This is a genomic window from Corallococcus sp. CA054B, assembly GCF_003611625.1.
GTDB classification, from domain to species: Bacteria; Myxococcota; Myxococcia; order Myxococcales; family Myxococcaceae; genus Corallococcus; species Corallococcus coralloides.
In genome coordinates, this window is the sequence record NZ_RAVY01000027.1 from 41933 (window position 1) to 66922 (window position 24990).

Consider the following 24990-nt stretch of genomic DNA (forward strand, 5'->3'; position numbering starts at 1 on the left):
AAGCTGCCCGAAGAGGGCAGGGCGGCCTAGAAGCGCGCCTGCAGCAGCGTGTTGAAGCCCAGCGCGTGCGGCTTCTCGAAGTTCGGCTGCGCGATGCCCGTCACGTCGTCCTCGAACGTGGTCCGGTTGGTGTCGTACGTGTAGTAGACCTCACCCACGGCCGCGACCGTCTCCGACAGATCCCACCGGAAGGTGGCCTTGGCGGACCAGATGAGCTCCGCCTCGCAGGCGTTGGAGCCGCCGCAGGTGCTGGGCAGGATGCTCAGCTGGTTGGCGTCACGCACCACGACCGTGCGCGTCCCGGTGAGGCTGGGGGGCGGGTTGCTGCCGCCCACGAGCGGAACCGGGCTGCGGAAGGACGCCGGCTGCTGCGCGCCGATGATGAAGCCCGGCGTCAGGTGCAGCCGCTCGATGTTGTAGTCCACGCCCACCGCGCCGAAGACTTCAGGCTTCAGCTCCGTGCCCGTGGGGAAGTCCTGGAACGGGGGGAAGCCCGGCACGTCGAACTGGATGAAGGACAGGCTGCGCACCAGCGCCAGCGCGTTGAAGCGGAACCGGTTCAGCTTCGCGCGGCCCTGGAAGGCGAGCGCCACGGCCCCCTGGGGCTTGGTGGCGCCGAACTTGTCCGGGTCCTGCAGGGTCTGCGTGAGGTAGCTGCCCTCCAGCGACAGGGAGTACGACAGGCCACCCGGGTACGTCTCCGGCGCGAAGAAGCGCTGGTAGATTTCCGGGTCGTTCTTGTAGAGCCGGAAGTCCACGCTCGTGCCCACCGGCACGCCCACGTGGTAGACGACCTGCCCGGACACGCCGGCCGAGTTGACGCCCGCCTCGATGGACTGGTTCGCCAGACCCGGGACGATGCCCTTCTGGAAGTAGCCGCCGCCGGCCTCCACGCGCAGCGTCTCCAGGATGTCCCAGCCCGCGCCAGCCATCACGCCGTAGAGCGTCTCCTGCTCCAGGATGAGGTCGTTGAGCACCAGCGCCGTCTTGCCGCCCACGTACGCGTACCAGCGGTCGCGCGTCACCTGGAACTTGGCGCCCGGCACACCCGTCGCGGTGGCGCGGTTGGTGAAGATGGAGCTGCCGCCCCAGGAGATGCGGTACGCGTAGCCCAGACGGAAGCGGTCCGCGGACACCGGGAAGCCGGTGAGCGAAATGCCTTCCTTCTCACCCCAGCCCGGCGGCTGGTAGTTCAGGCGCACGTAGCTGGAGTTGTCGAAGATGTCGACACCGCCGGACGGGCGCTCCAGCACCAGCAGCGTGAGGGCCGCCTCCGTCGTGAGGCCCTCGAAGAACGCCGGCATGCGCTTGTAGAGCACGACGTTCGACAGCGACTCGAAGCCGGAGAACCGGGTGTTGAAGTTGTCGTAGAACTGCGTGTTCTGGTTGCCCGCGCCAAAGCGCGCGTTCGGGCTGTTGGGAGTCGTCTCTCCCGCGCCCGCCAGCACGTTGTCGTCCGCGAAGACGAACGACAAACGGGTGTCCACGAAGTCCCCGGCCCAAGCGGGCGCGGAAAGGGTTGTCAGGCCCGCCAGGGCCAGCGTCTGCAACGTTTTCAATGTCCCTCCAGGAAGCGGTCCGGGGGAGACCGCTCCTCCCTGCGCCCGGCGTTCAGCCGGGGCGCTCAATGCGACTGCTCAAAGGTGAATGGCGACTACGGGCACGGCTTGATGGGCTTCGGGCACTCCATCCCGGGCCCGGGGTAGCAGCACATGTCGTCCTGGTCTCTCGGCAGGACGTTCCAGCGCGGACGCGCCGGACCCACGTGCTTCAGGTGACCCACGACGTCGAAGGTGGCCGCCCGCAGCTGCTTGCACTGGAGCGCCTTCGCCGCGTCGGCGTCGTTCTCGTTGCAGTCCGGGTTCAGGTCCGGAACCGCGTCCTTGATCTGCAGGCTGATGCGCGAGCGCGTGTCCGGAGCGACCTTGCACGCGGCGTTGGCCGTGGCGGCGTCGTCGCGCACCAGCGCGACCGTCACCTCGGAGCCCTTCAGGGTGTACTCGTAGCGGGTGTTCGCCGGGATGAGCGTGTCCGTCTGGTCCGCCGTCACGCTCACCGGGCCGAAGCGCGCGTGCACCGGCTGGGTGCAGATGATGTTCATCCGGTAGCCCTGGGGCAGCGCCTTGTCCGGCCGCACGGCCGTGGTGCCCACGTTGACGTTCATGATGCGGTTGGGGACGGACTCGTCCATGCCCATGGAAGCCGGGCCGGTGGCGTTCATCTCCACCACGAACTGACCGAAGCTCGTGTACGTCGTCTTCTCCGCGCAGATGGTGCCGGCGTACTCGCCGATGCCCAGCGTGCAGTCGATGACGCACTTGCGCTCCGGAAGGTCCGGATCATCCGGCGGCTCCTCGAAGCAGTTCTGCCAGGTGCGCGACGCGCCGCTGCCCGACGGGCAGAACATGGGCATGTCGTTGTTGCCGTTGGCGTCGCAGTTGCGGAACACCTTGGGGAACTTCACCCGGCGCAGCTTCACCAGCGAGGACTCCAGGCTCTCCATCTTGTAGTTCTTGTAGCTGTAGCCGCACAGGATGTCGTCCAGGTACGGCGAGCCGCTGTAGCCGCACAGCCGGCCGTTGATCTCCACGGGCGGCACCTGGTCCAGGTACTTGTTCCACTGGTCCTGCGGCAGCAGGCGCACGTTCTCCCGCAGCGTCCACGAGGGGAAGCTCATCTGCGTGGTGTTGGTGAACTCCGCCACCGTGCCGGACAGCGTCCAGAGCAGGTCGCCCGAGTCCAGCCCCTCCGGGAAGGAGTAGTTGTAGATGTAGATGCTGTTGAAGCGGCCCGGGTTGAAGCCGTCCGGCTCCGCGGTCTGGATGTTCGCGCCCGCGACGCTCTTCTCCGCCACGCGGCAGGCCGTCATGTCCGTGACGTAGAAGCCGCTGGAGTCCGTGCCCGTCACCAGCAGCATCATCTGCTTGCCGTTGTTGGGGTCGGACGGGTCGCAGTTCTGCGTCAGCGGCTCGCCGGACTCCGGATTGCGGCCCACGCGCATGAACTGCTTGACGAAGACGCTCGTCTCCGAGCCGCCCTCGGGCAGGTTGATGGTGGAGAGGGCGGGCTCCTCGAACCGGATGCCATGGGACAGGCCGGTCGCGAGGGTGCGCGTGGCCGGCTCCTGGGGCAGCTGGGACAGGTCACCCACGACGCCGCCGTCCGCGTAGATCAGCTCCAGGTCCTGGTCCTGCACCCAGACGTGCGTCTCGCCGTACAGGTGGGCCACGCGCACGCTGCCGGTGCCCTTGCCGTTGGTGAGCTGCGTCCAGCGCTGGCCGTACTCACCGGTGAGGTCGCCCGGGATGACCCGGAAGGACACCGGCCCGTTGAAGGACGTCATCTCCCCGCCGGTGCCGTCCAGCGCGGTGATGGACAGACCGATGTCCACGTCCGAGCGGGGCAGGGTGTAGGGGCAGTCCGTGGTGCCGCGCACCTCCAGCGGCACCGCGGCCTGGTCGTTGCCGTACTTCCCGACGCAGGCGTTCACCACCGGCAGCAGCGTCGTGGCGGAGCCTCCGGTGGTGATGCTCGTCACCTCCACGCGGAAGGAGGTGAGTCCGGTGGGAGCCTCGGACTCCTTCGTGTAGCAGCCGGCCGCCAGGGCCAGCGTGGACAGCAGGAAGAGTCTCTTCATCACTTCACCCTCCGCCCGATACGGCCATCCTCGATGGCGCTCGCGACGGGCATGGCTGTGGGCTTCTCACAGAACGTACGCAGCTGGCTCGTCACGTTGCCGCAGGTGGGGTTGCTCCCCGTCAGCAGGTCCCGGCAGGTGCAGCGGCCGGTGTAGGGGCCCTGGGGCAGCGCGCACTGCTCCACGGCCGCCTGCTTCGTCATGTCCGGCAGACCGCACCGGGCCATGGCCGACGGCTGCTCCTTGGGGTCGTCGGTCACCTTGAGCAGGTCCCGGCACGAGCAGCTGCCCACGGTCTTGTCGAGCCCTTCCTCGAAGGCCTTGGACACCTTGCAGGAGTTGAGCGTCTTCTCGTCCACCGTCCACTGGCCGTCGACCAGCGAGCCGCAGCGCGTGCCGTTGCTGGACGTCTCCCGGCCGTTGAGCAGGTCGTCGCAGTTGCAGAAGCCCTGCATGTAGCCGATGAGCGAGTCGCGCAGGCTGATGCCCGTCTCGATGCGCGTGGTGTTGCGCTTGAGCACCGTGAAGCCGGAGCCGCCCTTGGCGATGTAGTCGTTCACCGCGACCTTGTAGGTGCCGTTGGTGTCCAGCGGCTTGCCGTTGATCTCGATGTCGACGCCCGGGTGCGCCCAGCAGCGCGAACCCGCGGTGTCCTCCAGGCACTGCCAGGGCGCGTGGCCCTCGCGGTTCTCCTGGGGGCAGTCCGTGGCCACCGTGGCCGGCGTGCACGCGATGCGCAGGTCGTTGAGCTGCACCTGGGCGCAGTCCATGGTGAAGCGGGCGCCGGAGATCTGCGCCTGGCTCACGCACCCGCGCTCCGCGGAGCGCTCGGTGACGAAGTCGAACATCTCCTGCATCTCCACGCCGGACAGGTACATGATGTTGATGGTGTTCTCGAAGGGGAACACGTTGAACATCGCCTCCTGCGTCACCACGCCCGCGTAGAGGTTGTCGCGGATGCCCAGGGAGTTGGTGAGCGCCATCTCCGCCTCCACGCGGTTGCGCTTGCGCATGGAGTCCGCGGCGATGTTGCCCAGGGGGCTGTCACCGCCGTTGGAGTTGTTGCGCCGCTGCACGTCGAGGGGGGCGTAGGAGAAGATGGAGGTGAGCTGCAGCTTCACGTCCATGCCCAGCAGGTACGGGATGAGCAGGTCCGTCGTCTGCGCGTCCTCCTGACGGCCGCACTCCGCGATGGCCTCGCGCACGCCCGGCGCGCTGATGAACTCGCCCGGGTCCCAGAAGATGTTGTCGTCGAAGCGGTACTTGCGCATCGCCTCGTTGCACCAGAGGCCGTCCACCGGGAACGCGTGGTAGTCCTGGCTGACGACCTCGGCGCCCTCGCCCTCGCCCTTCTGGTTCGGCATCTTCACGACCAGCTCCAGGCGGCCCACGTACTTGGCGAACGCGCCCGAGTGCGACAGCACGACCTTGCGGCCGGAGGGGTCCGTCACCAGCTGCGGCGGGTTGAGCACCACGTGCAGGTGGCCGCCCATGATCACGTCCATGCCGCTGACGCCCGCGATGTGCACGCGCACCACCGACTTGTCGTTGCCCTCCGGCCCGAACCACTCCAGCACCTTCCACGCGTCGTGCGCGCGGTTGATGTAGGGCTTCGCGCGGCCGTACTCATAGTAGGCCTCGTAGCCCTGGATGAGATCCTGATCCTCGGTGAGGCCCAGGTGGCTGACGATGACAATCAGGTCCGTCACCGGGCGCAGCAGCTCCACATAGGAGCGCGCGACCTCGTTCTGCTCCAGCGGCGTCACCTGCAGGCTGTTGCCGCCCTCCACGATGGAGTTGAGCGAGGAGATGTTCGCCATGCCGATGACGCCCACCCGCAGGCCCTTCACCGTCCGGATGGTGTAGGGGTTGGTCACCATGGAGGCGCCGTTGGTGCCGGTCGTCTTCGGGTCGTCCCAGTAGTAGTTGGCGGCCAGCAGCGGGAAGTTGGCGAAGTTGCGCGCCTTCTGGACGAAGTTGAGGGCGCCCGCGTCGAACTCGTGGTTGCCCACCACGGCGGCGTCCAGACGGGACTCGGAGAGGAAGCGGAACTCCGCCTCACCCGTGTTCACGTTGAAGATGGGCGCGCCCTGGAAGCAGTCACCGGAGTCCAGGTGCAGGACGCGGTCGCCCTTGGCGCGCTCGCGCTTGAGGATGGAGGCGATGCGCGTGGCACCGCCAAAGGGACCGGCCTCCGGGATGAGCTCCAGGTCCTGGTCCGTCTTCAGCGGCGTGAAGTCGTACGGGACGAGCCGCGAGTGGATGTCAGAGGTATGGAGGAGGGTAAGCCGCACCTCCTGACCTTCAAGGTGGTAATCCTGGCCTTCCAGCACCGGCATGCACGAGGCGAGGGCCAGGGCGCAGGCGCAGAAGAGGCCGAGCAGTGCGCGACACATTCGTGGCGGATCCGTGATTCGTAGGGAGTGACGACTTGAGGACGGCGCAACCTACGGGATCAAGGGTGCACGGGCAAGCAACGCCACCGTGGCACCTCCACCTACCAGGACACCAGGAGAGCAGGCAGACATGCGTCCCAGCAGTTCCAATGTAACTGACATCGAGATCATCGAGGATTTCTCCGCCACGGCGCGTTGTGACGAAGGTTTCCTCCGAGTGCGTCGGCTGCGCTGCCGCAACCGGCGCGCGGATGGCTCGTCGTCTCCGGTGTACCGGGTGGATGTGGTGGACCGGCCCCGGTTGGACGCGGTGTCGGTGCTCATCTACCGCCGCGGGTCGGATGGAAACGTGGAAGTCCTGACTCGCATGAACCTGCGCCCCGCGGCGTACTTCCGCCGCGAGCAGACCGCGTCCATGACCGTGCCTGACACGGTGAGCCATCTGCGCGTGGAGGAAATCGTCGCGGGCCTGCTGGAGCCCGCCGACAAGGGCGAGGAGGGGCTTCGCCGCCGCGCGGCGGAGGAGGTGAAGGAGGAGGCGGGCTACACGGTGCGGCCGGAGGACATCCAACTGCTGGGCGGCGCGTTCTTCCTCGCGCCGGGCATCCTGTCGGAGAAGGTCTTCCCGGCCGCGGTGGACGTCACCGGCGTGGCGCAGGGCGAGGTGGAGGGGGACGGCTCTCCCCTGGAGGAGGGCATCCACCTTCAGTGGCGGCCGCTCTCCGCGGTGCTGGACGCGTGCCGTCGCGGTGACATCGCGGACGCGAAGACGGAGGTCTCCCTCACGCGGCTGCTCGCCCGGCTCTCCTGAAAGCCGCTTGCTGTTTCCGGGCCGAGGACGGACGGGGTAGGGTGCTGCCCCGTTCCGCTTCCTTTAGCAGGCGAGGTTCGTCGCATGTCGTCGCTGCCCCCGTGGCTGGCCCAGCTGCTCCCCATCATCATCCTGCTCGGGGCCATTGGCCTGGTGCTCTCACGGCTGCCGAAGGTGGAGCTGGGGCACACCGATGCGTTCCGCCGCCGCCGCTTCTTCAACTGGTTCCCCCTGGGCCTGACGTACGCGTTCCTCTACATGGGGCGCTACAACGTCAACGTGGCGACCAGCGCCATGGGCGCGCAGACGTCCAACGCGGACTTCGCCACCATCTTCTTCTGGGGGACGCTGACCTACGGCGCGGCCTTCCTCCTCAACGGCCCGCTGACGGACAAGCTGGGCGGCCGCTTCACCATCCTGCTGTCCGCGGGCGGCAGCGCGGTGGCGAACATCGCCATGGGCGGCCTGGTGTACGCGGTGCTGAAGAACGGCTGGGCCCCGCCGGGCGGCGTCGTGGCGTGGCTCGCGTTCCTCTACAGCGTGAACATGTACTTCCAGAGCTTCGGCGCGGTCTCCATCGTCAAGGTGAACGCGTCGTGGTTCCACGTGCGCGAGCGCGGCCAGCTGGGCGGCGTGTTCGGCATCCTCATCTCGCTGGGCCTGTACTTCGCGTTCGACTGGTGCCGCTTCATCGCGGACGCGGCGCCGGTGTGGTGGGTGTTCTTCGTGCCCGCGGCGCTGCTCGTGGGCTTCCTGGTGCTGGACTTCTTCGTCATCCGCGACACGCCGTCGCAGACGGGCCACCCGGACTTCGACACGGCGGACGCGTCCAGCGGGGAGACGGGCCCGGCGCTCAGCGTGCCGCAGCTGTTCGGCAAGCTCCTGAGCAACCGCGTCATCCTCATCATCCTGGGCGTGGAGTTCTGCAGCGGCTTCCTGCGCAACGCGGTGATGCAGTGGTTCCCCAAGTACGCCAAGGCGGTGGGGGAGTCCGGCGGCTTCGTGGCCTCCAACTGGGGCATGCTGTCGTGCGTCGCCGGCATCCTGGGCGGCATGTTCGCGGGCGTCATCAGCGACCGCATCTTCGACTCGCGCCGGGGGCCCGTGTCCGCGGTGCTCTACGCGGGCCTGCTGCTGGGCGCCATCGGCGCGGTGTTCCTGCTGGGGACGGTGGGCGCCGGCTGGTCCGTGGTGTTCATGTCCCTGTGCGTCATCGGCGTGCACGGCATGCTGTCCGGCACGGCCACCATGGACTTCGGCGGCAAGAAGAACGCGGGCATCGTGGTGGGCATCATCGACGGCGCGGTGTACGCGGGCACGGCCATCCACGCGCTCGTCTACGGGGCCATCCTGCCCACCGGTGACGCCATGAAGGACCCCGCCAACTGGAAGCCGTGGCCCCTGGCCATGCTGCCGCTGGCCGTCGTGGGCCTGGTGCTGGCGTCGCGCGTGTGGAACGCGAAGCCCCAGCCCAAGGCGGCGCCCCTGCCGGTGGGCGACGTCGTCCCGGGCGCCGTGCCGGGCGCGTCCTCTTCTCGTACGGGTACCAACGGTTGAGGCTCCACGGGAGTGCGTCCGGGTGTGTCACCCCGGACGCTTTTCCATCCTTCGGTGAGGGTGGCTCCCGTGTGACAGGCCTGTGACGTAGACTGGAGTTTGTGTCCCAGGCCCCCGAAGCACTCCACAGCCGGTTTGACGTTCACGACCGCAAGCAGTTCGAGATCAAGCTCGAGTACCAGCCCACGGGCGCGGACGAGACGCGCTACCTGGTGGAGGCCTACCTCTTCCTGCCGTCGAGCCTGAACATCGACGCGGAGACGTACCCTCGCGCGGACTTCTACGCGGACATCCACAACTACGTGCGCTTCAAGACGCCGGTGATGGGGCTGGGAGAGCTCCTGTCGTCGGAGGGCTCGCCGCTGGTGAAGCTGGAGGCGTGGCAGCGCGCGGGCGTGGCGCCGGAGTCGGACGTCGTCTACCAGGCGAAGCTCTTCTCGTGCGTGCTGCGCGGCGCGCTGCGCCGGTTCGCCACCACGGTGGAGACGCGCTGTGACGCGAAGACGGGCGAGGCGGGGAGGGTGGACCTGGAGACGGTGGTCCGGCAGGCGGGGGACTCCGTGCCCGTGGTGCTGGAGCGCTTCCGCGCGTGGCTGCGCGCCACCGGTGAGGCGAAGCTCCAGGAGAAGACGCGCGCGTCGCTGCGGCTGGTGGACGAGTACGTGAGCCTGCTGGTGGAGCAGTTCTTCCGCCGCGCGGTGGCGGACATGGACTCGCTGCCGCGCACGGGGCCGTGGCTGCCGTTGCGCAAGGGGCTGATGGAGGCGGTGCTGCGCGAGGAGTCCTACCGCAAGGAGCACCGGCTGCGCTCCGTGTTGAGCCCCACGGGGGACAACGAGGAGTACATGCAGCGGCTGGGCTTCCTGAAGAAGTTCTGCATGAACGTGCTCTTCCTGTCCTCGCGCCGCCGTCAGCGGCGGCAGGGCTGGGAGGAGGTGCTGTTCGCCATCGCGGCGGGCGTGGCCATGGCCTTCGCCACGTCGGTGGCGCTCTGGGCGCAGGTCCGCTACACGCAGGTGAGCCTCAACTTCTTCCTGGTGGCCGTGGTCGGCTACATGATGAAGGACCGCATCAAGGAAGGGCTGCGGCGCATGTTCAGCCGCGTGGCCGCCACGCACCTGTACGACCGCACCACGGACCTGGTGGACCCCGTCACGGCGCGCGCCATCGGCACGTGTGAGGAGCGCGTGGACTACGGCGCGGCGGTGAAGGTTCCGCAGGCGGTGTCGTCGCTGCGGCTGCAGGACGACTTCCTCACCGTGTCGCAGGGCGAGCTGTCGGAAGCGGTCATCCGCTACCAGAAGCGCATCGTGCTGGACGCGCGCCTGCTGCCCCGCTCCGAGCGCGGCCTCACGGGCGTCACGGACATCCTGCGGCTGCACGTGGGGCGCTTCCTGCGCGACATGGACGAGCCAGAGTTCGCGCTGGAGTACGTGGACCTGGAGGACTTCTCCGTGGGCCACATCCGGGGCGCGAAGCGCTACCCGGTGGACCTGGTGTTCCGCTTCACGGTGATGGAAGACGGCGTGCGTCACGAATCCGCGCAGCTGGTCCGCCTGGTGTTGGACCGCAACGGCATCCAACGCATGCAGAACTTCATCCGGGCCCCCGAAGCTCCCGGGGTGGCTCCGGTGGCAGCGCCGGCGGGGGCCCCGGAGCCCGCGGGGTCGGTGCCCATCCGGCCGGCCGCGTTGCGCCAGGGCGCGTGATTTGATGGGCCGCCCCGCGCCGGGGGCATGTATCTTCCGGCGTTCATGGCTTTTGAAGATCTCAAGCAACGCGTGCGGCCGGACTGGCGCGAGGCACTCCGGAGCATCCTGGAGAAGGCCCGCTCGCTCGGCCCCCAGGCGGTCCTGGCGTTCGACCTGGACTCCACCCTCTTCGACAACCGGCCCCGCCAGGCGCGCATCCTGCGCGAGTACGGTGACGCACGGTCCCTGCAATTGCTCTCCGTGTGCGAGCCGCGCCACTGGGACACCGGCTGGGACATGCGCGCCGCCATGCGCGCGTGCGGCATGGAGGATGCGGAGGTGGAGCAGCGCTACGCGGACGCGCGCGCCTTCTGGCAGGAGCGCTTCTTCACGAGCGCCTACTGCGTCTCCGACGAGGCGATTGAAGGCGCGGCGGCCTTCACCCAGGCCGTGGCCGCCACGGGCGCGCAGGTCGTCTACCTGACGGGCCGCCATGAGGCGATGCGTGAAGGCACCGTGTCATGCCTCGCGCGCTGCGGGATGGTGACGCCCCCCGGCACGGACGGGCGCGTGCACCTGGTCATGAAGCCCACGCTCGCGGAGAACGACGACGCCTTCAAGCGCGAGGCGCACGCGCGTCTGGGCCGCATGGGCACCGTGGTGGCGGCGTTCGACAATGAACCCACGCACGCCAATGACTACCGTCACCGCTTCCCAGAAGCGACGGTCATCCATCTGGCCACGGACCACTCGGGACGTGCCGTGGAATTGATGGATGGCATCGTGTCAGTGCCGCATTTCTCCATGGAGGACGTGACGCACCGCGCCTGAAAGAAAGGCGTGATGGACGACGGTTTCTGAAAGGCTTTGGAAGTCCCATGGCCGCGCGCTAAGAGGCGCACGGCGTTCGCCGCCCTTCCCCCTCGGGTTTTCAGGGGCGGCCCAGACGGAGGCATGCCGCGGTGGCCAGCGCGTACTCGAAGGACCTGTTGTTGACGATGTACCGGAAGATGTACCTCCTGCGCCGCTTCGAGGAGCGGGCCGGCCAGCAGTACACGCTGGGGAAGATCGCCGGCTTCTGCCACCTCTACATCGGCCAGGAGGCCGTGGCGGTGGGCTGCAACGAGGCCATCCGCCCGGATGACTACATGCTGTCCGCCTACCGCGACCACGGTCAGCCGCTGGCGCGTGGCAGCGACGCCGGGATGATCATGGCGGAGCTGTTCGGCCGGGGCTCCGGCTACAGCAAGGGCAAGGGCGGCTCGATGCACATCTTCGACATCGAGCACCACTTCTACGGCGGCTACGGCATCGTCGGCGGGCAGATTCCGCTCGCGGCGGGCATGGCCTTCGCCAGCCGCTACCGCAACGAAGACCGCGTCACGGTGTGCTTCTTCGGCGACGCGGCCGCCAACCAGGGCTCGTTCCACGAGACCTTCAACATGGCGCAGAAGTGGAAGCTGCCGGTCATCTACATCTGCGAGAACAACCGCTACGGCATGGGCACGGCCATCGCGCGCACGTCCGCGGTGCCGGAGATCCACAAGCGCGCCTCCGCGTACGGCATGCGCGGCGAAGCGGTGGACGGCATGGACGTCCTCAAGATGTACGAAGCGGTGAAGGACGCCGCCGAGTACTGCCGCGCGGGCAAGGGCCCCGTGCTGATGGAGGCGAACACGTACCGCTTCCGCGGCCACTCGATGGCGGACCCGGCGAACTACCGCACCAAGCAGGAGGTGGAGGACGAGCGCAAGAACGACCCCATCCCGAAGCTGCGCGAGTTCGCGATGAAGCAGGGCTACAAGCTCACGGACGCGGACTTCGAGGCCATCGAGGAAGAGGAGAAGCGCGCGGTGGACGCGGCGGTGAAGTTCGCCGACGAGTCGCCCGAGCCCAGCGTGGACGAGCTGTGGCGCGACACCATCGTGGAGGAGGGCGAGGAGGATGTGCGCCCGCGCGAGCGCGTGCTGGGCGTGAAGGTCACCAACTGGCCGAAGTACCCGTCGGGCCAGGAGCTGAAGGTGACGTGGGACCTGGAGCCCCGCGCCGAGGCCGAGCAGGCGGACAAGAAGGCGGGCCTCATCCGCTAGCGCCCCCGTTCCCTTAAAGCCACTACCCTTTCGAGATTCGAGTTCGGAGCCGACGATGCCCGAGTTGATGTATCGCGAAGCGTTGAACCAGGCGCTCGCCGAAGAGATGGAGCGCGACGCCAATGTGTTCCTCATTGGCGAGGAAGTGGGCCGCTACAACGGCGCGTTCAAGGTGTCCCAGGGCCTGCTGGACAAGTTCGGGAGCGCGCGCATCATCGACGCGCCCATCAGCGAGCTGGGCTTCACGGGTCTCTCCGTGGGCGCGGCGGCGGTGGGCCTGCGTCCGGTGGTGGAGATGATGACCTGGAACTTCGCCATCCTGGCGATGGACCAGATCGTCAACAACGCGGCCAAGCTGCGCCACATGAGCGGCGGCCAGCTGCGCTGCCCCATCGTGTTCCGCGGCCCGGGCGGCGCGGGCGGCCGGCTCTCCAGCCAGCACAGCCAGGCGCTGGAGGCCAACTACGCGCACTTCCCCGGCCTGAAGGTGATTGCCCCGGCGACCCCGGCGGACGCCAAGGGCATGCTCAAGAGCGCCATCCGGGACGAGAACCCGGTGGTCATGTTCGAGGGCGAGCGCCTCTACGCCATCAAGGGCGAGGTGCCGGAGGGCGAGCACATCGTCCCGCTGGGCAAGGCGGACGTGAAGCGTGAGGGCACGGACGTCACGCTGATCACCTGGAGCCGGATGTACTACTTCTGCATGGAGGCCGCGGAGGCCCTGGCGAAGGAAGGCATCAGCGTGGAGGTGCTGGATCTGCGCACCCTGCGCCCCCTGGACGAGGAGGCCATCCTCGCGAGCGTGCGCAAGACGAACCGCGCGGTCATCTGCGAGGAGGGCTGGGCGCTGGCCGGTGTCGGCGCGTCCGTGGTGGACCTCATCCAGTCCCAGGCGTTCGACGACCTGGACGCGCCGGTCGTGCGCGTCACCGGGTTGGATGTGAACATGTCCTATGCGGCGAACCTGGAGAACGCGACCCAGCCGGACGCGCCCAAGATCATCGCCGCCATCAAGAAGGTCCTGTACCGCGAGGGAGCCTGAACGCGTATGGCGACGCCCATCCAGATGCCCAGCCTTTCCCCGACGATGAAGGAGGGGAAGATCGTCAAATGGCTGAAGAAGGTGGGAGACAAGATCTCCTCCGGAGACGCCATCGCCGAGGTGGAGACGGACAAGTCCAACCTCGAGGTGGAAGCCTTCGACGACGGCTACCTCATTGAAATCGCCGTGCCCGAGGGCGAGGTCGCCACGGTGGGTTCGCCCATCGGCTTCCTCGGCGCCAAGGGTGAGAAGGCCACCGGTGGTGCGCCTTCGGCCCCTGCGCCCCAGAAGGCGGAGGCCCCCAAGGCCGCCGCTCCTGCCGCCGCCCCGAAGCCTCCCGAGCAGGCCCCGGCTCCCGCCGCCAGCGGCGCGGGCGAGGGGATTGCCATCCTGATGCCGTCCCTCTCCCCGACGATGGCGGAGGGGAAGATCGTCAAGTGGCTGAAGAAGGAGGGGGACAAGGTCTCCTCTGGTGACGCCATCGCCGAGGTGGAGACGGACAAGTCCAACCTCGAGGTGGAGGCTTACGACGACGGCACGCTCGCGCGCATCACCGTGCAGGCGGGCGACATGGCCAAGGTCGGCGCGCCCATCGCGTTCCTCACGCCCAAGGGCGCCAAAGCGGGGACTTCCGCTCCGGCGGCCGCGCCCAAGGCCGCTGCCCAAGCCCCTGCCGCCGCGGCTCCGTCCGCGCCCGCCGGGGGACAGGTCGTCCCGCTGCGCCGCGAGCCCCAGGCTCCGGCCTCCGGCGCTGGCGGCCGGCTGCGTGCCAGCCCGCTGGCGAAGCGCATGGCCCAGGAGCGCGGGCTGGACATCAGCCAGGTGCGCGGCACGGGGCCGCTGGGCCGCGTGGTGAAGCGCGACGTGGAGCAGGCGCTGGGCCAGGGCCTGGCGAAGGCTCCCGCCCAGGCGCCGGCGGCGAAGAAGGCCGCGCAGCCGGAGGTTCGCGCCTTCGGTGCGCGTCCGGAGCCGCAGGCGGTGCCCATGTCCTCCATGCGCAAGGTCATTGGCCAGCGCATGTCGGAAGTGAAGCCCGGCGTGCCGCACTTCTACCTCACGGTGGAAGTGGAGATGGACGCCGCGGTGAAGATCCGCGAGGAGGCCAAGGCGCTGGACCTCAAGGTGTCCGTCAACGACATCATCGTGAAGGCGGCGGCCATCGCGCTGCGGCGTTCACCGAAGATGAACGTGTCGCTCCAGGGCGACCAGGTGCTGCACTACGGCACCGTGGACGTGGGCATCGCCGTCGCCATCGAGGATGGGCTCATCACCCCCATCATCCGCGACGCGGACCTCAAGGGCCTGCAGGCCATCTCCGCCGAGTCCCGCGACATGGCGGAGCGCGCCCGCAAGCGCGCCCTGAAGCCGGCCGAGTACAACGGCGGCTCGCTCACGGTGAGCAACCTGGGCATGTACGGCATCGACCAGTTCATCGCCGTCATCAACCCGCCCCAGTCCGCCATCATCGCGGTGGGCGCCGTGGCGGAGAAGGCCGTGGTGCGTGACGGCCAGCTGGCGGTGCGCAAGATGATGACGGTGACGCTGTCGGGTGACCACCGCGTCATCGACGGGGCCACCGGCGCGGAGTACCTCCGCGAGCTGAAGGGGCTCTTGGAGCACCCCTCGCGGCTGCTGTTCTAGCGGTCGAGCGGTCCGCCGCCTCCGCCCCCGTGTGACACGCACGGGGGCGGGGCATGGCCTGGGCTACTCCCGCGTCGGCTCGTCCTTCTCGACGTCCTTCTCCAACTTGCGCTGGGCCTCCGTGACGTCCGCCTGTTCCGCGCGGCGCGTGCCCGTCTCCAGTTCCTCCTCGTGCTCGCGGCTGCGGCCCTGGATGCCGGGCCACGGCTCCGGACGCGTGGCTTCCACGTGCTTCACCGGCTTCACGTCCTCGTTCTTCTTGTTCGCCATGGTGCGTCACTCCTCCCCGGTGTCGGGGGCGTGGGTAGGACTTCCGTGGCGGTACGGTGGGATGCCCACGCTGGCGTGGCCACCCGGTGGGATGGAGGGGCAGAGCGCCTGCCTGCCTGACTCCCTTCGGACGGCGAAAAAAGGTCGGCAGGCGGCGTGGTTCGCTGCTTAACTTCTCACTCAATGAACGACGACATGACTCGCGAGCGCCTGGGACTTGGACTGCGGGAGGTGGAGCCTTCACCGGTTCCCCTGGCTCCGGCGGTGTCCCTGGCGCACTCGCTGCAGCAGGCGTTGCGCGGCGCGGTGTATCCGCTCACCGCGGAGCAGTTGGTCTGGGTCGCGCGCGAGAACGAGGCGCCCTCCCACGTGGTGTCGCTCCTGGGCACGCTGCCGCGGGGCCGTTTCCCGTCGGTGGACACGGTCGCCCTCGCGCTCGGGAACGCCTCCGTCTGAGGCGGTGTCCTGTTTGCGACGTTCGCTTTCGGCCTGGGTACAAGGTACCCCCAGGCGCGCTGACGGACGTGCGCGTTATCTTCGGCGCGACCAGCCTGTCTTCCGGATGAGGAAGCCACGGTCTGGAGGAGCTCCATGAACGCCTCGGACCTGCCCGCCGTGCTGTACGTGGACGACGATGCCCTCAACCTGAGGGTGTTCGACGCCAACTTCGGGCAGCGGTTTCGCATCTTCCGGTGCTCGTCCCCCAATGAGGCCCTGGCGCTGCTGGAGCAGCGGCGCTCGGAGATTGGCGTGGTGCTGTCCGACCAGCGCATGCCGGGGATGACGGGCGTGGAGCTGCTGGAGCGCGCCCGCTCCATCGCGCCGGACGCCCGGCGCATGCTGGTGACGGCGTACGCGGACATGCAGGCCGTCATCGACGCGGTGAACCGCGGCCAGGTGACGCGCTACTTCGTCAAGCCGTGGGACCGCGCGGAGCTGCTGGCGGCCCTGGAGGACGCGCTCAAGATTGCCCGGCTGGAGCTGCGCATCCGCGAAGTGGAAGGCCGGATGATGAAGTCCGAGCGTCTGGCCACGCTGGGGCAGGTGACGGCGGGCATCGCGCACGAGCTGATGGGCCCGGTGGGCTACCTCACGCAGAACGTGTCGTCGCTCCAGCGCGACATGGAGCGGGTGGTGCAGTACGTGTCGCGCCACCTGGCCACGGATCCGGACGCGGAGGTGTCCTCCACCATCGAGGACCTGCCGTCGCTCATCAAGGACCTGTCCGAGGGCGCCACGCACCTGCGCGGGGTGGCGCTGGGCCTGCGCGCGCAGGCGCGCGGCGAGGACATGGAGGCCACCGCGGAGGTGGCGGAGGTCGTCTCCTTCGCGGTGAAGCTGGCGCGAGCGGAGGTGCGCGACCGGGCGCGGCTCACCAGCAACGGTGAGCCCATCCGCATCGTCTTCGGGCCGGTGAAGCTGTGCCAGGTGCTGCTCAACCTCATCGTCAACGCGGCGCAGGCCATGGAGGGCACGGGCCGTCCGGGCCGCATCGACGTGCGGTGGGCGGCGCGCGACGAGGACGTGGTGCTCACCGTGTCGGACAACGGCTGCGGCATCCCCCTGGCGCTCCAGGAGAAGGTGTTCCAGCCGCTGTTCACCACGAAGCCCGTGGGCATTGGCACGGGGCTGGGCCTGTCCATCTGTCGCGAGCTGGTGATGCAGTTCGGCGGTCAGCTGCGCCTGTCGTCCACGCCGGGCGAGGGCACCGAAATCGAGCTCACCTTCAAGCGAGCCCCGCTCCCTTGAGCCCGAAGGCGTTGTGCAGGAGCCGCCACACCCGGTAGAGGGTGTCGCTCTCCTTCGCCCGCACGTCCCGCACCAGCAGTGCGCGTCGGGGCGCTGTTTCCGGGCCGTACTCCACCACCAGTGCGTATCCGCCCTTCGGAGGCTGGACGATGTGCACCGCGCGCACGTCGTCGAAGGGGAAGACCTCCGTGCGCGCCGCGCCCGGGGCCCACGCGAGCGTCTCCAGCCGCAGCGACTCCGTCTTGAAGTGCAGCACGAAGCGGCGCCGCCGCAGCCGCGCCTCCAGCATCAGCGCGCCGCCCACCAGGCCCCCCGCCAGCACGAGCAGCAGGGTCGCGGCGCCCGGCGTCCGGGCCGTGTCCAGGACGAGCAGCCAGAACCCCACCCCCGTGCACACGGCGGCCAGGACCACGAGGAGCGTGGGCAGCAGCCGCAGCGTCCAGGCAGGGGGTAGGGATTCCCCCACCAGCCGGCCCCCGTCGTAGAAAAGCCGCACGTCGCCCAGCCGCGGTGGCACCCGGTTTTCCCGCAGCGCGTCTTCGAAGCTCACCGGGAGAGCATAGTGGGCATGCCTGTTTCCCACCCTCGAAGTTGGACGAGAGCTGTGCGATCCTCCCAATTCATGGATCTCCCGTTCGAGACCGGTGAAGGTGAAGGGGAAGGGCGGGGGACGCTCGCCTCGAAGGTGCTGCTGGTGGATGACGAGCCAGTGGTGCTCGACATCTGCGTGCGCCTTTTGGGGCGGGAGGCGGACCTCATCGTCTCTCCCGTGGGCAGCGCGGAGGAGGCGCTCGTCCTCTTGAAGGACCAGCGCTTCGACGTGCTGGTGACGGACAAGAACCTGCCCGGCATGGGCGGGGTGGAGCTCATCGCGGAAGCGCGGCGGATGCAGCCCGCGCTGGAGGCGGTGATGATCACCGCCTACGCCAGCTCCGAGTCCGTCATCGCCGCGTTCGCCGCCGGTGCCAGCGACTACATCGTGAAGCCCTTCGACGACTTGCGCGTGCTGCGCGCCAAGGTGCGCGCCGCGCTGGAGCGCCGCTCGGAGCGGGTGCGCACGCGAGACGGCGCCCGGGAGATGGCCCGGCAGGCCGCCGCGCTGCTGGACGCGGGGCGGGATGCTCCCGAGCCCGCGCACGAAGCGCTGGAGACGGAGCTGCGCAACTACGAGCAGGCGGTGCGCATGGGCCACAGCGGCAACGTCGCGGTGGTGGGCAGCGCCGAGGCCGTGAAGGTGCTGCGCGATGCGTCCTTCGAAGTGGTGGAGCTGCCGCCGTACTCCCCCCAGCTGGAGAGCGCGGACGTGGTGGTGGTGGAGACCGGCGACCCCCAGTGGCACACGCTGGCGGAGCGGCTCCAGGGCCGCTCCCCGGACGTGGTGCTCCTGGCCGGCGAGGACGCCGACCTGAGCGACCTGCTGGAGGCCATCACCCTGCGCATGGACCTGGTGGGCTATGGCCAGTCCAACGCCGCCCGCATCCTGCCGGAGAAGGTGCGCATGCTGCTGATGCGCCGGGGCATCCAGCGCGCCCAGGAGCGGCTCACTTCCGCGCTCGACACCTTCCGCCAGAGCATCGCGACCCCGAACTGACGAGGAGCAGCGCCCGAGCCTCGGGGCCACCGGAACCCCGGTCCGCGTCCAGATGACTGGGCGCGGCACCGCCGGAGGGCTGTCCGCGAGGGCAGGGCGGAGTGCCGTAGCCCGCAAAGCGAAACGCCCACCTTCGTTTCCGAAGGTGGGCGTTCCTGAGTGACCCTGCCGGGATTCGAACCCGAGTTTGAGCCGTGAGAGGGCTCCGTCCTAACCACTAGACGACAGGGCCGGCTTCTTCCCTACAACCGCTTCCAACCACTTCGTTTCTGCTGCTGCTTCCTACATTCTCCGTTTCAGCCAGTCAACCGGAGATTTTCAGCTGGGGAACTAGGATTCGAACCTAGATAAGCAGAGTCAGAGTCTGCTGTCCTGCCGTTAGACGATTCCCCAAGGCGCTGCGTGCTGCGGTGTTGCGGGCGCTTCTACTACCGACTTCTGCTGCTGACTTCAACTACTTCGTTTTCCTGACCGGCTTGCCTTCGTTCTTCTTCGCCGGCTTCGCCGCCCCCTGCAGCGGGACGACATAGATGCGAACCTCTTCGTTCGCTTCGTAAATGTTCAGCCCCTCGAAGTTCTTCCCGGAGGGGTTGGAGATGTGCACGGCCTTGACGCCCGGCTGGTTGACGATCGACCGCCTCGGGTAGCTCGAGGTCGGGTAGACGTTCTTGTAGTAATCGAGCGTCGCTTCGAAGTCTCGCGAAGCCCGATACCTGTTCTCGCCCACCTTCTGGGCACCATCCGGAATCTGTGCGCCGTTCACCAGCTCGGCGCCGGAAGCCGTTGCCCAGAGGGCCAGCAGCACCGCCCCGAGCGGGCGCGCCTTATAGAAATGGGGTCGCAGGCTGTCAAGCGGTCGCGTCATCGCCGGCCAAGATAGGGCCCGGCGATGCCCGCGTCCACCGTCAATCTCACGTCCCGCGAGAGAGCGCCGCGTCGATGCGCCGCAGGGCTTCATCGCGCCCCACGAGCAGCAGCGTCTCCCCGATGCCGGGGCTGGTGGTGTTGCCGGTGATGGCCACGCGCAGGGGCTGGGCCACCTTGCCCATGCCCACCTGGGCCGCCTCGCTCACCGTCTTCACCACGCCGTCCAGCGGCTCCACCGTCCAGGCGGGCAGGGCGGCCAGCTTCTCCCGGGCCTGGCGCAGCAGGTTGAGCGAGTCCCCGCTCAGGTGCTTGGCGGCGGCCTTCTCATCCAGGGCGACGCCGCTCTTGAAGTAGATGGACGCGGTGTTCGCCATCTCGTCCAGGGTGCGCGAGCGCTCGCGCAGCGCCATCACCAGCGGCTCCAGGCGAGAATCGCCCTTCGCCTGGAAGCCGCGGGCCTCCAGGAAGGGGACGAGCCGCTCCGCGACCACGGCCGGGGGCAGGAGCTTGAACCACTGCTGGTTGAGCCACTGGAGCTTCTCCGGGTTCCATACGCCGGAGGTGCTGCCCACGCCGTCGAAGTCGAACCACTCCACCATCTGCTCGCGGCTGATGACCTCGTCGTTGCCGTGGCTCCAGCCCAGGCGGGTGACGAAGTTGAGCAGGGCCTCCGGCATGATGCCCGTGCGCTTGTGCAGCATCACGTCCGCTTCCGGATGCTTGCGCTTGGAGAGCTTCTCGCGGTCCGGCCCCAGGATGAGCGGCAGGTGCGCGAACTCCGGCGGGGCCCACCCCAGCGCCTGGTAGAGCATCAGCTGCGGGAAGGTGGAGTTGATGTGCTCCTGGCCGCGCGACACCAGGGTGATGTCCATCAGGTGGTCGTCGATGACGCAGCCGTAGTTGTAGAGCGGGATGCCGTCCGCCCGCATCATCACCCAGTCATCCAGGTCCGAGTACGGCTTGGTGATGGTGCCCAGCACCTTGTCGGTGAACGACACGGTGCCCTCGCCGGAGGGCATGCGGAAGCGGATGACGGCGTCCTCCAGCTTCTTGCCGGGGGGCGGGGCCTTCAGGTCGTGGCAGGTGCCTTCGTACTTGTAGGACCCCTGGCCCTTCTCCTTCTCCACGGCCTCGCGGCGCTGGGCAATCTCCTCGCGGGTGCAGTAGCACCGGAAGGCCTTGCCCTGTGCGATGAGCTGCTCCGCGTGCGCGCGGTACGTGTCCAGGCGCTGGGTCTGGAAGTAGGGACCGTACTTCGGGTCCTCCTTGCCGGGGCCTTCATCCCAGTCCAGGCCCAGCCAGTTGAGACCATCCAGGATGGCCTGGACGGACTCGGGCGTGGAGCGCTCCTGGTCCGTATCTTCCATGCGCAGGATGAAGGTTCCGCCGTAGCGCTTCGCGTAGAGGTAGTTGAAGAGCGCGGTACGGGCGCCTCCGATGTGGAGGTATCCAGTAGGTGACGGAGCGAAGCGGACGCGGGGTTTTGACGGAGCCATGGGCAGGCGCGCGATAGCAGGACGGGTGCACGAGGGTCAACGCAAGCCGCCTGCTTGGGGTTAGGCTGCGCGGCCAAGGAGACTATCCATGTCGATTCGACACGCGGTTCGCACGGTGGTGCTGGCCACCCTGCTCGGAGGGCTGCCGGTGGGGGCCACCACGATGCTGCGGACGGACCTGCCTCAGATGGCGCAGACGTCCGACGCGGTGGTGCAGGGTGTCGTCCGGCGCGTGCAGAGCCGCTGGAGCGGTGACAAGCGCCGCATCGTCACCGACGTGGAGATTGAGGTGACGGAGGCCCTCAAGGGGCAGCCCGGCGGCACGGTGGTCGTCACCCAGCCGGGAGGCCGGGTGGGGGACATTGGCCAGGTGGTGGGGGGGCTCGCGTCCTTCTCCGAGGGCGAGGAGGTCGTCGTCTTCCTGGAGAAGCGCGGCGCGGCCGCGTTCCAGCTGTCCGGCATGGCGCAGGGCAAGTACCAGGTGAAGCGCACCGGCCCGGGCGCGATGGCGGTGCCGGCGTCCACCGGGGACGCGGTGCTGATTGATCCGAAGACGCGCCAGGAGACGGCGTCCAGCGCGAAGCCGGTGACGCTGGAGGAGCTGAAGGCCTCCGTGCGCGCGGCGGTCCAGGCGCAGCAGGCGGCGCCCGCGAAGAAGGGGACGAAGTGATGGGCGCGCTCGCGTCGTTCGTGGTGCTGGCGGCGGTGATGGGACAGAGCTCCGCGCCGTACGTGCGCAGCCGCGTGTCCCCCGGAGATGAGGCCACGCAGTGCCTGTACTGGACGCAGTCCAAGGTCACCTATCAGCAGAGCACCGTGGGCAACCCGAAGGTGACGAACCACACGGAGTTCGACGCCATCACCCGCTCGTTCCAGAGCTGGCAGGACATCTTCGCCAGCTGCGGCAACCTGACGCTGGCGGAGGGCTCGCGCGTGAACTCGCGGACGGTGGGCTACAACCGCTCCGGCGACAACATCAACCTCATCCTCTTCCGGGGCCGCGCCTGTCGCGAGGTCGTGGACGCCAACGACGCCTGCTTCGCCGAGGACACGTGCGCGAACACCTACGACTGCTGGGATGACAGCGACGGCACCATCGCCATCACGCTCACCACGTACGACGAGCGCACGGGCGTCGTCTACGACTCGGACATCTCCTTCAACGCCGCGCGCTTCAACTTCACCACCGGCAACGGCGGCCCGTGCGGCATCGTGGCCACGCCGGACTGCGTGGACACGGACGTGCAGAACACGGCCACCCATGAGGTGGGCCACTTCGTGGGCCTGGACCACACGCTGGCGACGGGCTCCACGATGAACCCCAGCGCCCCTCCGGGCGAGACGTCCAAGCGCAACATCGACCCCGGTTCGCGCAGCTTCGTGTGCGCCGCGTATCCCAAGGGCAGCGCGAGCCAGCCCTGCTTCCCGGTGCAGGGCAGCGGGAACGGCAATGGGAACGGTGACGGGGATGACGACGACGGCTGCTCCGCGGCGAACGGCGGACTGGCGGTGCTGCCGCTCCTGGCCGCGGCCTCGCTGCTGGCGCGCCGCCGGCGGGGTGGACGGTGAGCCATCGCCTGCTGCTCCTGGGAGTGCTGTTGTGCGCGGGAGCGGCGGGCGCGCAGCAGGACTTCAAGCGCACGCTCGTGCCGGGCCGGCCGCTGTGCCTGGTGTGGCCGGGGCGTGACTACGTTTACCACCTGGACGCGGCCGGCAGCACGCGCACGCCCGGGGACACGGAGTTCGCCGCCATCGAGGCGGCCTTCGACGCGTGGCGGGCGCTGTCCTCGACGTGCAGCGACTTCCGCTTCATCCGGGGCGAGGACTGGTCTCGCTCCGTCCACATTGGCTACGACGAGGAGCACCCCTTCGACAACTACAACGTCGTCACCTTCCGCGAGCGCAACTGCCAGGACGTCGCTCCGCCGGATGACGAGTGCTGGGAGAAGGAGACGTGCGGCAACGTCTACCAGTGCTGGGCGCACGGGGGCGCCACCATCGGGCTCACCACGTCGTCGTTCAGCTTCAAGGACGGGCGCGTGGTGGACTCGGACATCGAGCTCAACGCGGCGGAGACGGACTACGGCCCCAGCTTCCTCTTCACCACCGTGAACGGGCCGCCGTGCTCGGGCCCCCCGTCCACCGACTGCGTCGCCACGGACGTGCAGAACACGATGACGCATGAGATTGGCCACGTTGTCGGGCTGGACCATGTCTTCTCCGCGGGCTCCACCATGGAGAACACCGCCGCTCAGGGCGAGACGTCCAAGCGGGTCATCGACGCGGGCTCCGCGGCCGGCTTCTGCTCGGCCTACCCGCGCGGTCTGCCGCCCACGCAGTGCCGCGTTCCGGAGGACCCGGGCCTGAAGCTCGTGGCGGACGGGAAGGGCACCGGCTGCGGCGCTTCCGCGGGAGGGCCGGGCGTGGCCGCCGTGCTGCTCTGGAGCGTGGCGCTGATGCGCAGGGGCAGGCGGTCAACGGCCCCTCGGGCCGGCCTCTCCGGCGCTGCCCCGGGCGGACCGCGCGGTTAGACTCTGACCGTGGCCGTCGCCTTCTTCGACCTGGACAGGACGCTGCTCGCCGCCAACTCCGCGTCGCTCTGGGTGCGCCGCGAGCTGGCGCTGGGCCACATCTCCCGCTGGGAGGCCCTGCGCGCCAGCATGCTGCTCGCCCGTTATCACCTGGGCTTCGTGGCCATGCAGGACGTGCTCCTGCGCGCCACGGCGCTGCTCACGGGCTCCGACGCGAAGGCCCTGGAGGCGCGCTCCGCGGACTTCTACGCGGAGGCCGTGCGCGGGCAGTACCGGCCCGGGGCCCTGGTCGCGCTGGAAGCCCACCGCGAGGTCGGGGACCGGCTGGTGCTCCTGACGTCCTCCTCGGGCTACCTGTCCGACCTGGTGGCGCGCGAGCTTCGCCTGGACGGCGTGCTCTGCAACCGCTTCGAGGTGGACGCCGCGGGGCTGCACACCGGGCGCCCGCTGGGGGCCGTGTGCTTCGGCGAGGGCAAGCGCTTCTACGCGGAGGCCACCGCGAAGGAGGCGGGGGTGCCGCTGTCCGCGTGCGCCTTCTACACGGACTCGTACTCCGACCTGCCGGTGCTGGAAGTGGTGGGGCGCCCGGTGGTGGTGAACCCGGACCACCGGCTGCGCCGCGAGGCCCGGCGGCGGGGCTGGCCGGTGGTGGACTGGGGCGTGCCTCCGGGAGGCGCCACCCCGTCCGTCCCACCGTCGCCGCCGCTCGTGCCCTCCACCGGCCCTTGATGAGAAGGGGGACGCGGTGGAGGTGCGTCGCGCTTTTCAGCGGCGCGGGGAGACGAGCCGCATGGTGAACGTGTAGTCCACGTTCACCGGGCGGCCCTGGTACTGGATGGGCTTGTAGACGCGCGACTGGAGCGAGTCGAGCACCGCCTTGTCCATGTGCTGCACCATCTTCAGGATGCGGCAGTTCTCCACGCGCCCCTTGTTGGTGATGGTGCAGCGCACCGCCACGAGCCCCTCCGCCTTGATGGCGAGCGCCTCGCGCGTGTAGGCGATGTCCCGGCCCTCCTCCACCAGCGTCGGCCGCTCCATGGCGTCGTTGAAGGGGATGACGGCGTTCGGGTTGACGGGCGCGAGCGCGCCAGTCGTGAGCGACGGCACCGCCAGGCTGCCCGCCGCGCTGACCGGCGCCGCGGCGGACGCGCCCAACGCGCCCATCGCCTTGTCCGTCGTCGTGGCGGGGACCGCCGCGGGGGTGGTCGGGGTCGCGACCTGCATCATCACCGGCGCCGCGAGTCCACCCGGCGTCGCCGGGGCCACGTTCTCGAAGTCCTCGGGGGTGGAGGCGGTGGCCAGGTCCACGCGGCTCGGGCGCTCGCCGCCGCCCCGGCGCTTGGTGAGCTTCTGGGACAGCACCACCTCACCGGAGCCGCCGGTGATGATGGTCTCCGTCTGGTAGCCCTCCAGCGCGAAGGTCAGCTCCGCGGTGATGCTGCCCTCGCTGCCCAGGGGCAGCTCCATCACGAAGGGCGTCACGCCCTTCTCCTTGCCCTTGTAGTAGACGCGCGCGCCGGACGGCTGGCTCATCAGCCGGAAGCGCACCTTGCCCGCCGCGGGTGCCCCCGTGGGGGGGGCCGCCACCGGGGCCTGCGTGGTGGGCATCACGCTGTTCTTC

The 24990-nt window shown here is 69.0% G+C and carries 21 protein-coding genes, 2 tRNA genes and 1 pseudogene; 14 read left to right on the forward strand and 10 right to left on the reverse strand.

The window, feature by feature from the left end:
• Positions 1 to 26 precede the first annotated feature (26 nt).
• The 3 genes from D7V80_RS09745 to D7V80_RS09755 all read right to left on the reverse strand — a co-directional run bounded on the left by D7V80_RS09745 (position 27) and on the right by D7V80_RS09755 (position 6033).
• Positions 27 to 1559, reverse strand: a complete 1533-nt coding sequence (locus D7V80_RS09745) for a hypothetical protein (RefSeq protein WP_199738467.1) — start codon at positions 1557 to 1559, stop codon at positions 27 to 29.
• A 95-nt stretch (positions 1560 to 1654) separates the two neighbouring features.
• The gene (locus D7V80_RS09750) at positions 1655 to 3637 is read right to left on the reverse strand and encodes a hypothetical protein (RefSeq protein ID WP_120587892.1); all 1983 of its coding nucleotides are present in this window, start codon (positions 3635 to 3637) and stop codon (positions 1655 to 1657) included.
• Positions 3637 to 6033, reverse strand: a complete 2397-nt coding sequence (locus tag D7V80_RS09755) for a bifunctional UDP-sugar hydrolase/5'-nucleotidase (protein ID WP_120587893.1) — start codon at positions 6031 to 6033, stop codon at positions 3637 to 3639. Before D7V80_RS09755 ends, D7V80_RS09750 begins: the two co-directional genes overlap by 1 nt.
• Positions 6034 to 6163: 130 nt before the next feature.
• Between D7V80_RS09755 and D7V80_RS09760 the strand changes: the two genes are divergently transcribed.
• From D7V80_RS09760 to D7V80_RS09790, 7 genes and pseudogenes are all read left to right on the forward strand, one after another.
• Complete coding sequence (locus D7V80_RS09760; RefSeq protein WP_120587894.1) at positions 6164 to 6844, forward strand: NUDIX hydrolase; 681 nt, start codon at positions 6164 to 6166, stop codon at positions 6842 to 6844.
• Positions 6845 to 6928: 84 nt separating this feature from the next.
• Positions 6929 to 8401 (forward strand): MFS transporter, encoded by a 1473-nt coding sequence (locus tag D7V80_RS09765; RefSeq protein WP_120587895.1) that lies wholly within the window; start codon positions 6929 to 6931, stop codon positions 8399 to 8401.
• Between the two features lie 101 nt (positions 8402 to 8502).
• Positions 8503 to 10110, forward strand: coding sequence for a hypothetical protein (locus D7V80_RS09770; RefSeq protein WP_120587896.1), 1608 nt, complete (start codon positions 8503 to 8505; stop codon positions 10108 to 10110).
• 45 nt (positions 10111 to 10155) lie between these two features.
• The gene (locus D7V80_RS09775; RefSeq protein WP_120587910.1) at positions 10156 to 10923 is read left to right on the forward strand and encodes a hypothetical protein; all 768 of its coding nucleotides are present in this window, start codon (positions 10156 to 10158) and stop codon (positions 10921 to 10923) included.
• A gap of 131 nt (positions 10924 to 11054) precedes the next feature.
• Positions 11055 to 12182, forward strand: coding sequence for a pyruvate dehydrogenase (acetyl-transferring) E1 component subunit alpha (gene pdhA, locus D7V80_RS09780; protein ID WP_014398168.1), 1128 nt, complete (start codon positions 11055 to 11057; stop codon positions 12180 to 12182).
• Between the two features lie 46 nt (positions 12183 to 12228).
• Positions 12229 to 13224 (forward strand): annotated as a pseudogene (locus D7V80_RS09785) (pyruvate dehydrogenase complex E1 component subunit beta); the annotation flags it as partial.
• 6 nt (positions 13225 to 13230) lie between these two features.
• On the forward strand, positions 13231 to 14865 hold the full coding sequence (locus tag D7V80_RS09790) for a pyruvate dehydrogenase complex dihydrolipoamide acetyltransferase (protein ID WP_120587897.1): 1635 nt from the start codon (positions 13231 to 13233) through the stop codon (positions 14863 to 14865).
• Between the two features lie 63 nt (positions 14866 to 14928).
• Here D7V80_RS09790 and D7V80_RS09795 read toward each other — a convergent pair whose 3' ends face one another.
• Positions 14929 to 15135, reverse strand: a complete 207-nt coding sequence (locus D7V80_RS09795) for a hypothetical protein (protein ID WP_120587898.1) — start codon at positions 15133 to 15135, stop codon at positions 14929 to 14931.
• Positions 15136 to 15330: 195 nt separating this feature from the next.
• On the opposite strand from D7V80_RS09795, the gene D7V80_RS09800 reads away from it, so the two are divergent.
• Complete coding sequence (locus D7V80_RS09800) at positions 15331 to 15591, forward strand: DUF2795 domain-containing protein (RefSeq protein ID WP_233585235.1); 261 nt, start codon at positions 15331 to 15333, stop codon at positions 15589 to 15591.
• Positions 15592 to 15726: 135 nt separating this feature from the next.
• Entirely contained in the window at positions 15727 to 16884 is a 1158-nt protein-coding gene (locus D7V80_RS09805) for a sensor histidine kinase (RefSeq protein ID WP_120587900.1), read from the forward strand.
• Here D7V80_RS09805 and D7V80_RS09810 read toward each other — a convergent pair.
• Positions 16862 to 17434 carry a hypothetical protein gene (locus D7V80_RS09810; RefSeq protein WP_233585236.1) on the reverse strand — a complete coding sequence of 191 codons (573 nt, stop codon included), beginning with the start codon at positions 17432 to 17434 and terminating at the stop codon, positions 16862 to 16864. The genes D7V80_RS09805 and D7V80_RS09810 overlap by 23 nt on opposite strands.
• Positions 17435 to 17506: 72 nt before the next feature.
• Here D7V80_RS09810 and D7V80_RS09815 point away from each other — a divergent pair, with 72 nt between their 5' ends.
• On the forward strand, positions 17507 to 18475 hold the full coding sequence (locus D7V80_RS09815; protein ID WP_199738469.1) for a response regulator: 969 nt from the start codon (positions 17507 to 17509) through the stop codon (positions 18473 to 18475).
• A gap of 160 nt (positions 18476 to 18635) precedes the next feature.
• Here D7V80_RS09815 and D7V80_RS09820 read toward each other — a convergent pair.
• The 4 genes from D7V80_RS09820 to gltX all read right to left on the reverse strand — a co-directional run bounded on the left by D7V80_RS09820 (position 18636) and on the right by gltX (position 20838).
• Positions 18636 to 18707: transfer RNA gene (locus D7V80_RS09820), tRNA-Glu, on the reverse strand.
• A gap of 90 nt (positions 18708 to 18797) precedes the next feature.
• Positions 18798 to 18868, reverse strand: a tRNA-Gln gene (locus D7V80_RS09825).
• 61 nt (positions 18869 to 18929) lie between these two features.
• Positions 18930 to 19340, reverse strand: coding sequence for a hypothetical protein (locus tag D7V80_RS09830; protein WP_014398160.1), 411 nt, complete (start codon positions 19338 to 19340; stop codon positions 18930 to 18932).
• A gap of 46 nt (positions 19341 to 19386) precedes the next feature.
• Positions 19387 to 20838, reverse strand: a complete 1452-nt coding sequence (gene gltX / locus D7V80_RS09835) for a glutamate--tRNA ligase (RefSeq protein WP_120587903.1) — start codon at positions 20836 to 20838, stop codon at positions 19387 to 19389.
• Between the two features lie 88 nt (positions 20839 to 20926).
• On the opposite strand from gltX, the gene D7V80_RS09840 reads away from it, so the two are divergent.
• From D7V80_RS09840 to D7V80_RS09855, 4 genes are read left to right on the forward strand one after another with little or no spacing between them, the layout of a single operon-like run.
• Positions 20927 to 21508, forward strand: coding sequence for a hypothetical protein (locus tag D7V80_RS09840; protein ID WP_120587904.1), 582 nt, complete (start codon positions 20927 to 20929; stop codon positions 21506 to 21508).
• On the forward strand, positions 21508 to 22407 hold the full coding sequence (locus tag D7V80_RS09845; RefSeq protein WP_120587905.1) for a myxosortase-dependent metalloprotease, MXAN_2677/MXAN_2678 family: 900 nt from the start codon (positions 21508 to 21510) through the stop codon (positions 22405 to 22407). The genes D7V80_RS09840 and D7V80_RS09845 overlap by 1 nt, the downstream gene beginning before the upstream one ends.
• Positions 22404 to 23369, forward strand: coding sequence for a myxosortase-dependent metalloprotease, MXAN_2677/MXAN_2678 family (locus D7V80_RS09850; RefSeq protein ID WP_120587906.1), 966 nt, complete (start codon positions 22404 to 22406; stop codon positions 23367 to 23369). Before D7V80_RS09845 ends, D7V80_RS09850 begins: the two co-directional genes overlap by 4 nt.
• A 9-nt stretch (positions 23370 to 23378) precedes the next feature.
• Positions 23379 to 24098: an HAD family phosphatase gene (locus tag D7V80_RS09855; protein WP_120587907.1), complete on the forward strand. Its 720-nt coding sequence runs from the start codon at positions 23379 to 23381 to the stop codon at positions 24096 to 24098.
• Positions 24099 to 24134: 36 nt separating this feature from the next.
• Here D7V80_RS09855 and D7V80_RS09860 read toward each other — a convergent pair.
• Positions 24135 to 24990: TonB family protein (locus tag D7V80_RS09860; protein ID WP_120587908.1), on the reverse strand; the 856-nt coding region annotated here is incomplete at its 5' end.

What these genes read in the sequence shown, in the direction of transcription:
- D7V80_RS09750 (WP_120587892.1), bottom strand. Translation starts at nt 3,637, where the DNA reads ATGAAGAGACTCTTCCTGCTGTCCACGCTGGCCCTGGCGGCCGGCTGC.
- D7V80_RS09755 (WP_120587893.1), bottom strand. Translation starts at nt 6,033, where the DNA reads ATGTGTCGCGCACTGCTCGGCCTCTTCTGCGCCTGCGCCCTGGCCCTC.
- D7V80_RS09760 (WP_120587894.1), top strand. Translation starts at nt 6,164, where the DNA reads ATGCGTCCCAGCAGTTCCAATGTAACTGACATCGAGATCATCGAGGAT.
- D7V80_RS09765 (WP_120587895.1), top strand. Translation starts at nt 6,929, where the DNA reads ATGTCGTCGCTGCCCCCGTGGCTGGCCCAGCTGCTCCCCATCATCATC.
- D7V80_RS09775 (WP_120587910.1), top strand. Translation starts at nt 10,156, where the DNA reads ATGGCTTTTGAAGATCTCAAGCAACGCGTGCGGCCGGACTGGCGCGAG.
- D7V80_RS09790 (WP_120587897.1), top strand. Translation starts at nt 13,231, where the DNA reads ATGGCGACGCCCATCCAGATGCCCAGCCTTTCCCCGACGATGAAGGAG.
- D7V80_RS09795 (WP_120587898.1), bottom strand. Translation starts at nt 15,135, where the DNA reads ATGGCGAACAAGAAGAACGAGGACGTGAAGCCGGTGAAGCACGTGGAA.
- D7V80_RS09800 (WP_233585235.1), top strand. Translation starts at nt 15,331, where the DNA reads ATGACTCGCGAGCGCCTGGGACTTGGACTGCGGGAGGTGGAGCCTTCA.
- D7V80_RS09805 (WP_120587900.1), top strand. Translation starts at nt 15,727, where the DNA reads ATGAACGCCTCGGACCTGCCCGCCGTGCTGTACGTGGACGACGATGCC.
- D7V80_RS09815 (WP_199738469.1), top strand. Translation starts at nt 17,507, where the DNA reads ATGGATCTCCCGTTCGAGACCGGTGAAGGTGAAGGGGAAGGGCGGGGG.
- D7V80_RS09830 (WP_014398160.1), bottom strand. Translation starts at nt 19,340, where the DNA reads ATGACGCGACCGCTTGACAGCCTGCGACCCCATTTCTATAAGGCGCGC.
- gltX (WP_120587903.1), bottom strand. Translation starts at nt 20,838, where the DNA reads ATGGCTCCGTCAAAACCCCGCGTCCGCTTCGCTCCGTCACCTACTGGA.
- D7V80_RS09840 (WP_120587904.1), top strand. Translation starts at nt 20,927, where the DNA reads ATGTCGATTCGACACGCGGTTCGCACGGTGGTGCTGGCCACCCTGCTC.
- D7V80_RS09845 (WP_120587905.1), top strand. Translation starts at nt 21,508, where the DNA reads ATGGGCGCGCTCGCGTCGTTCGTGGTGCTGGCGGCGGTGATGGGACAG.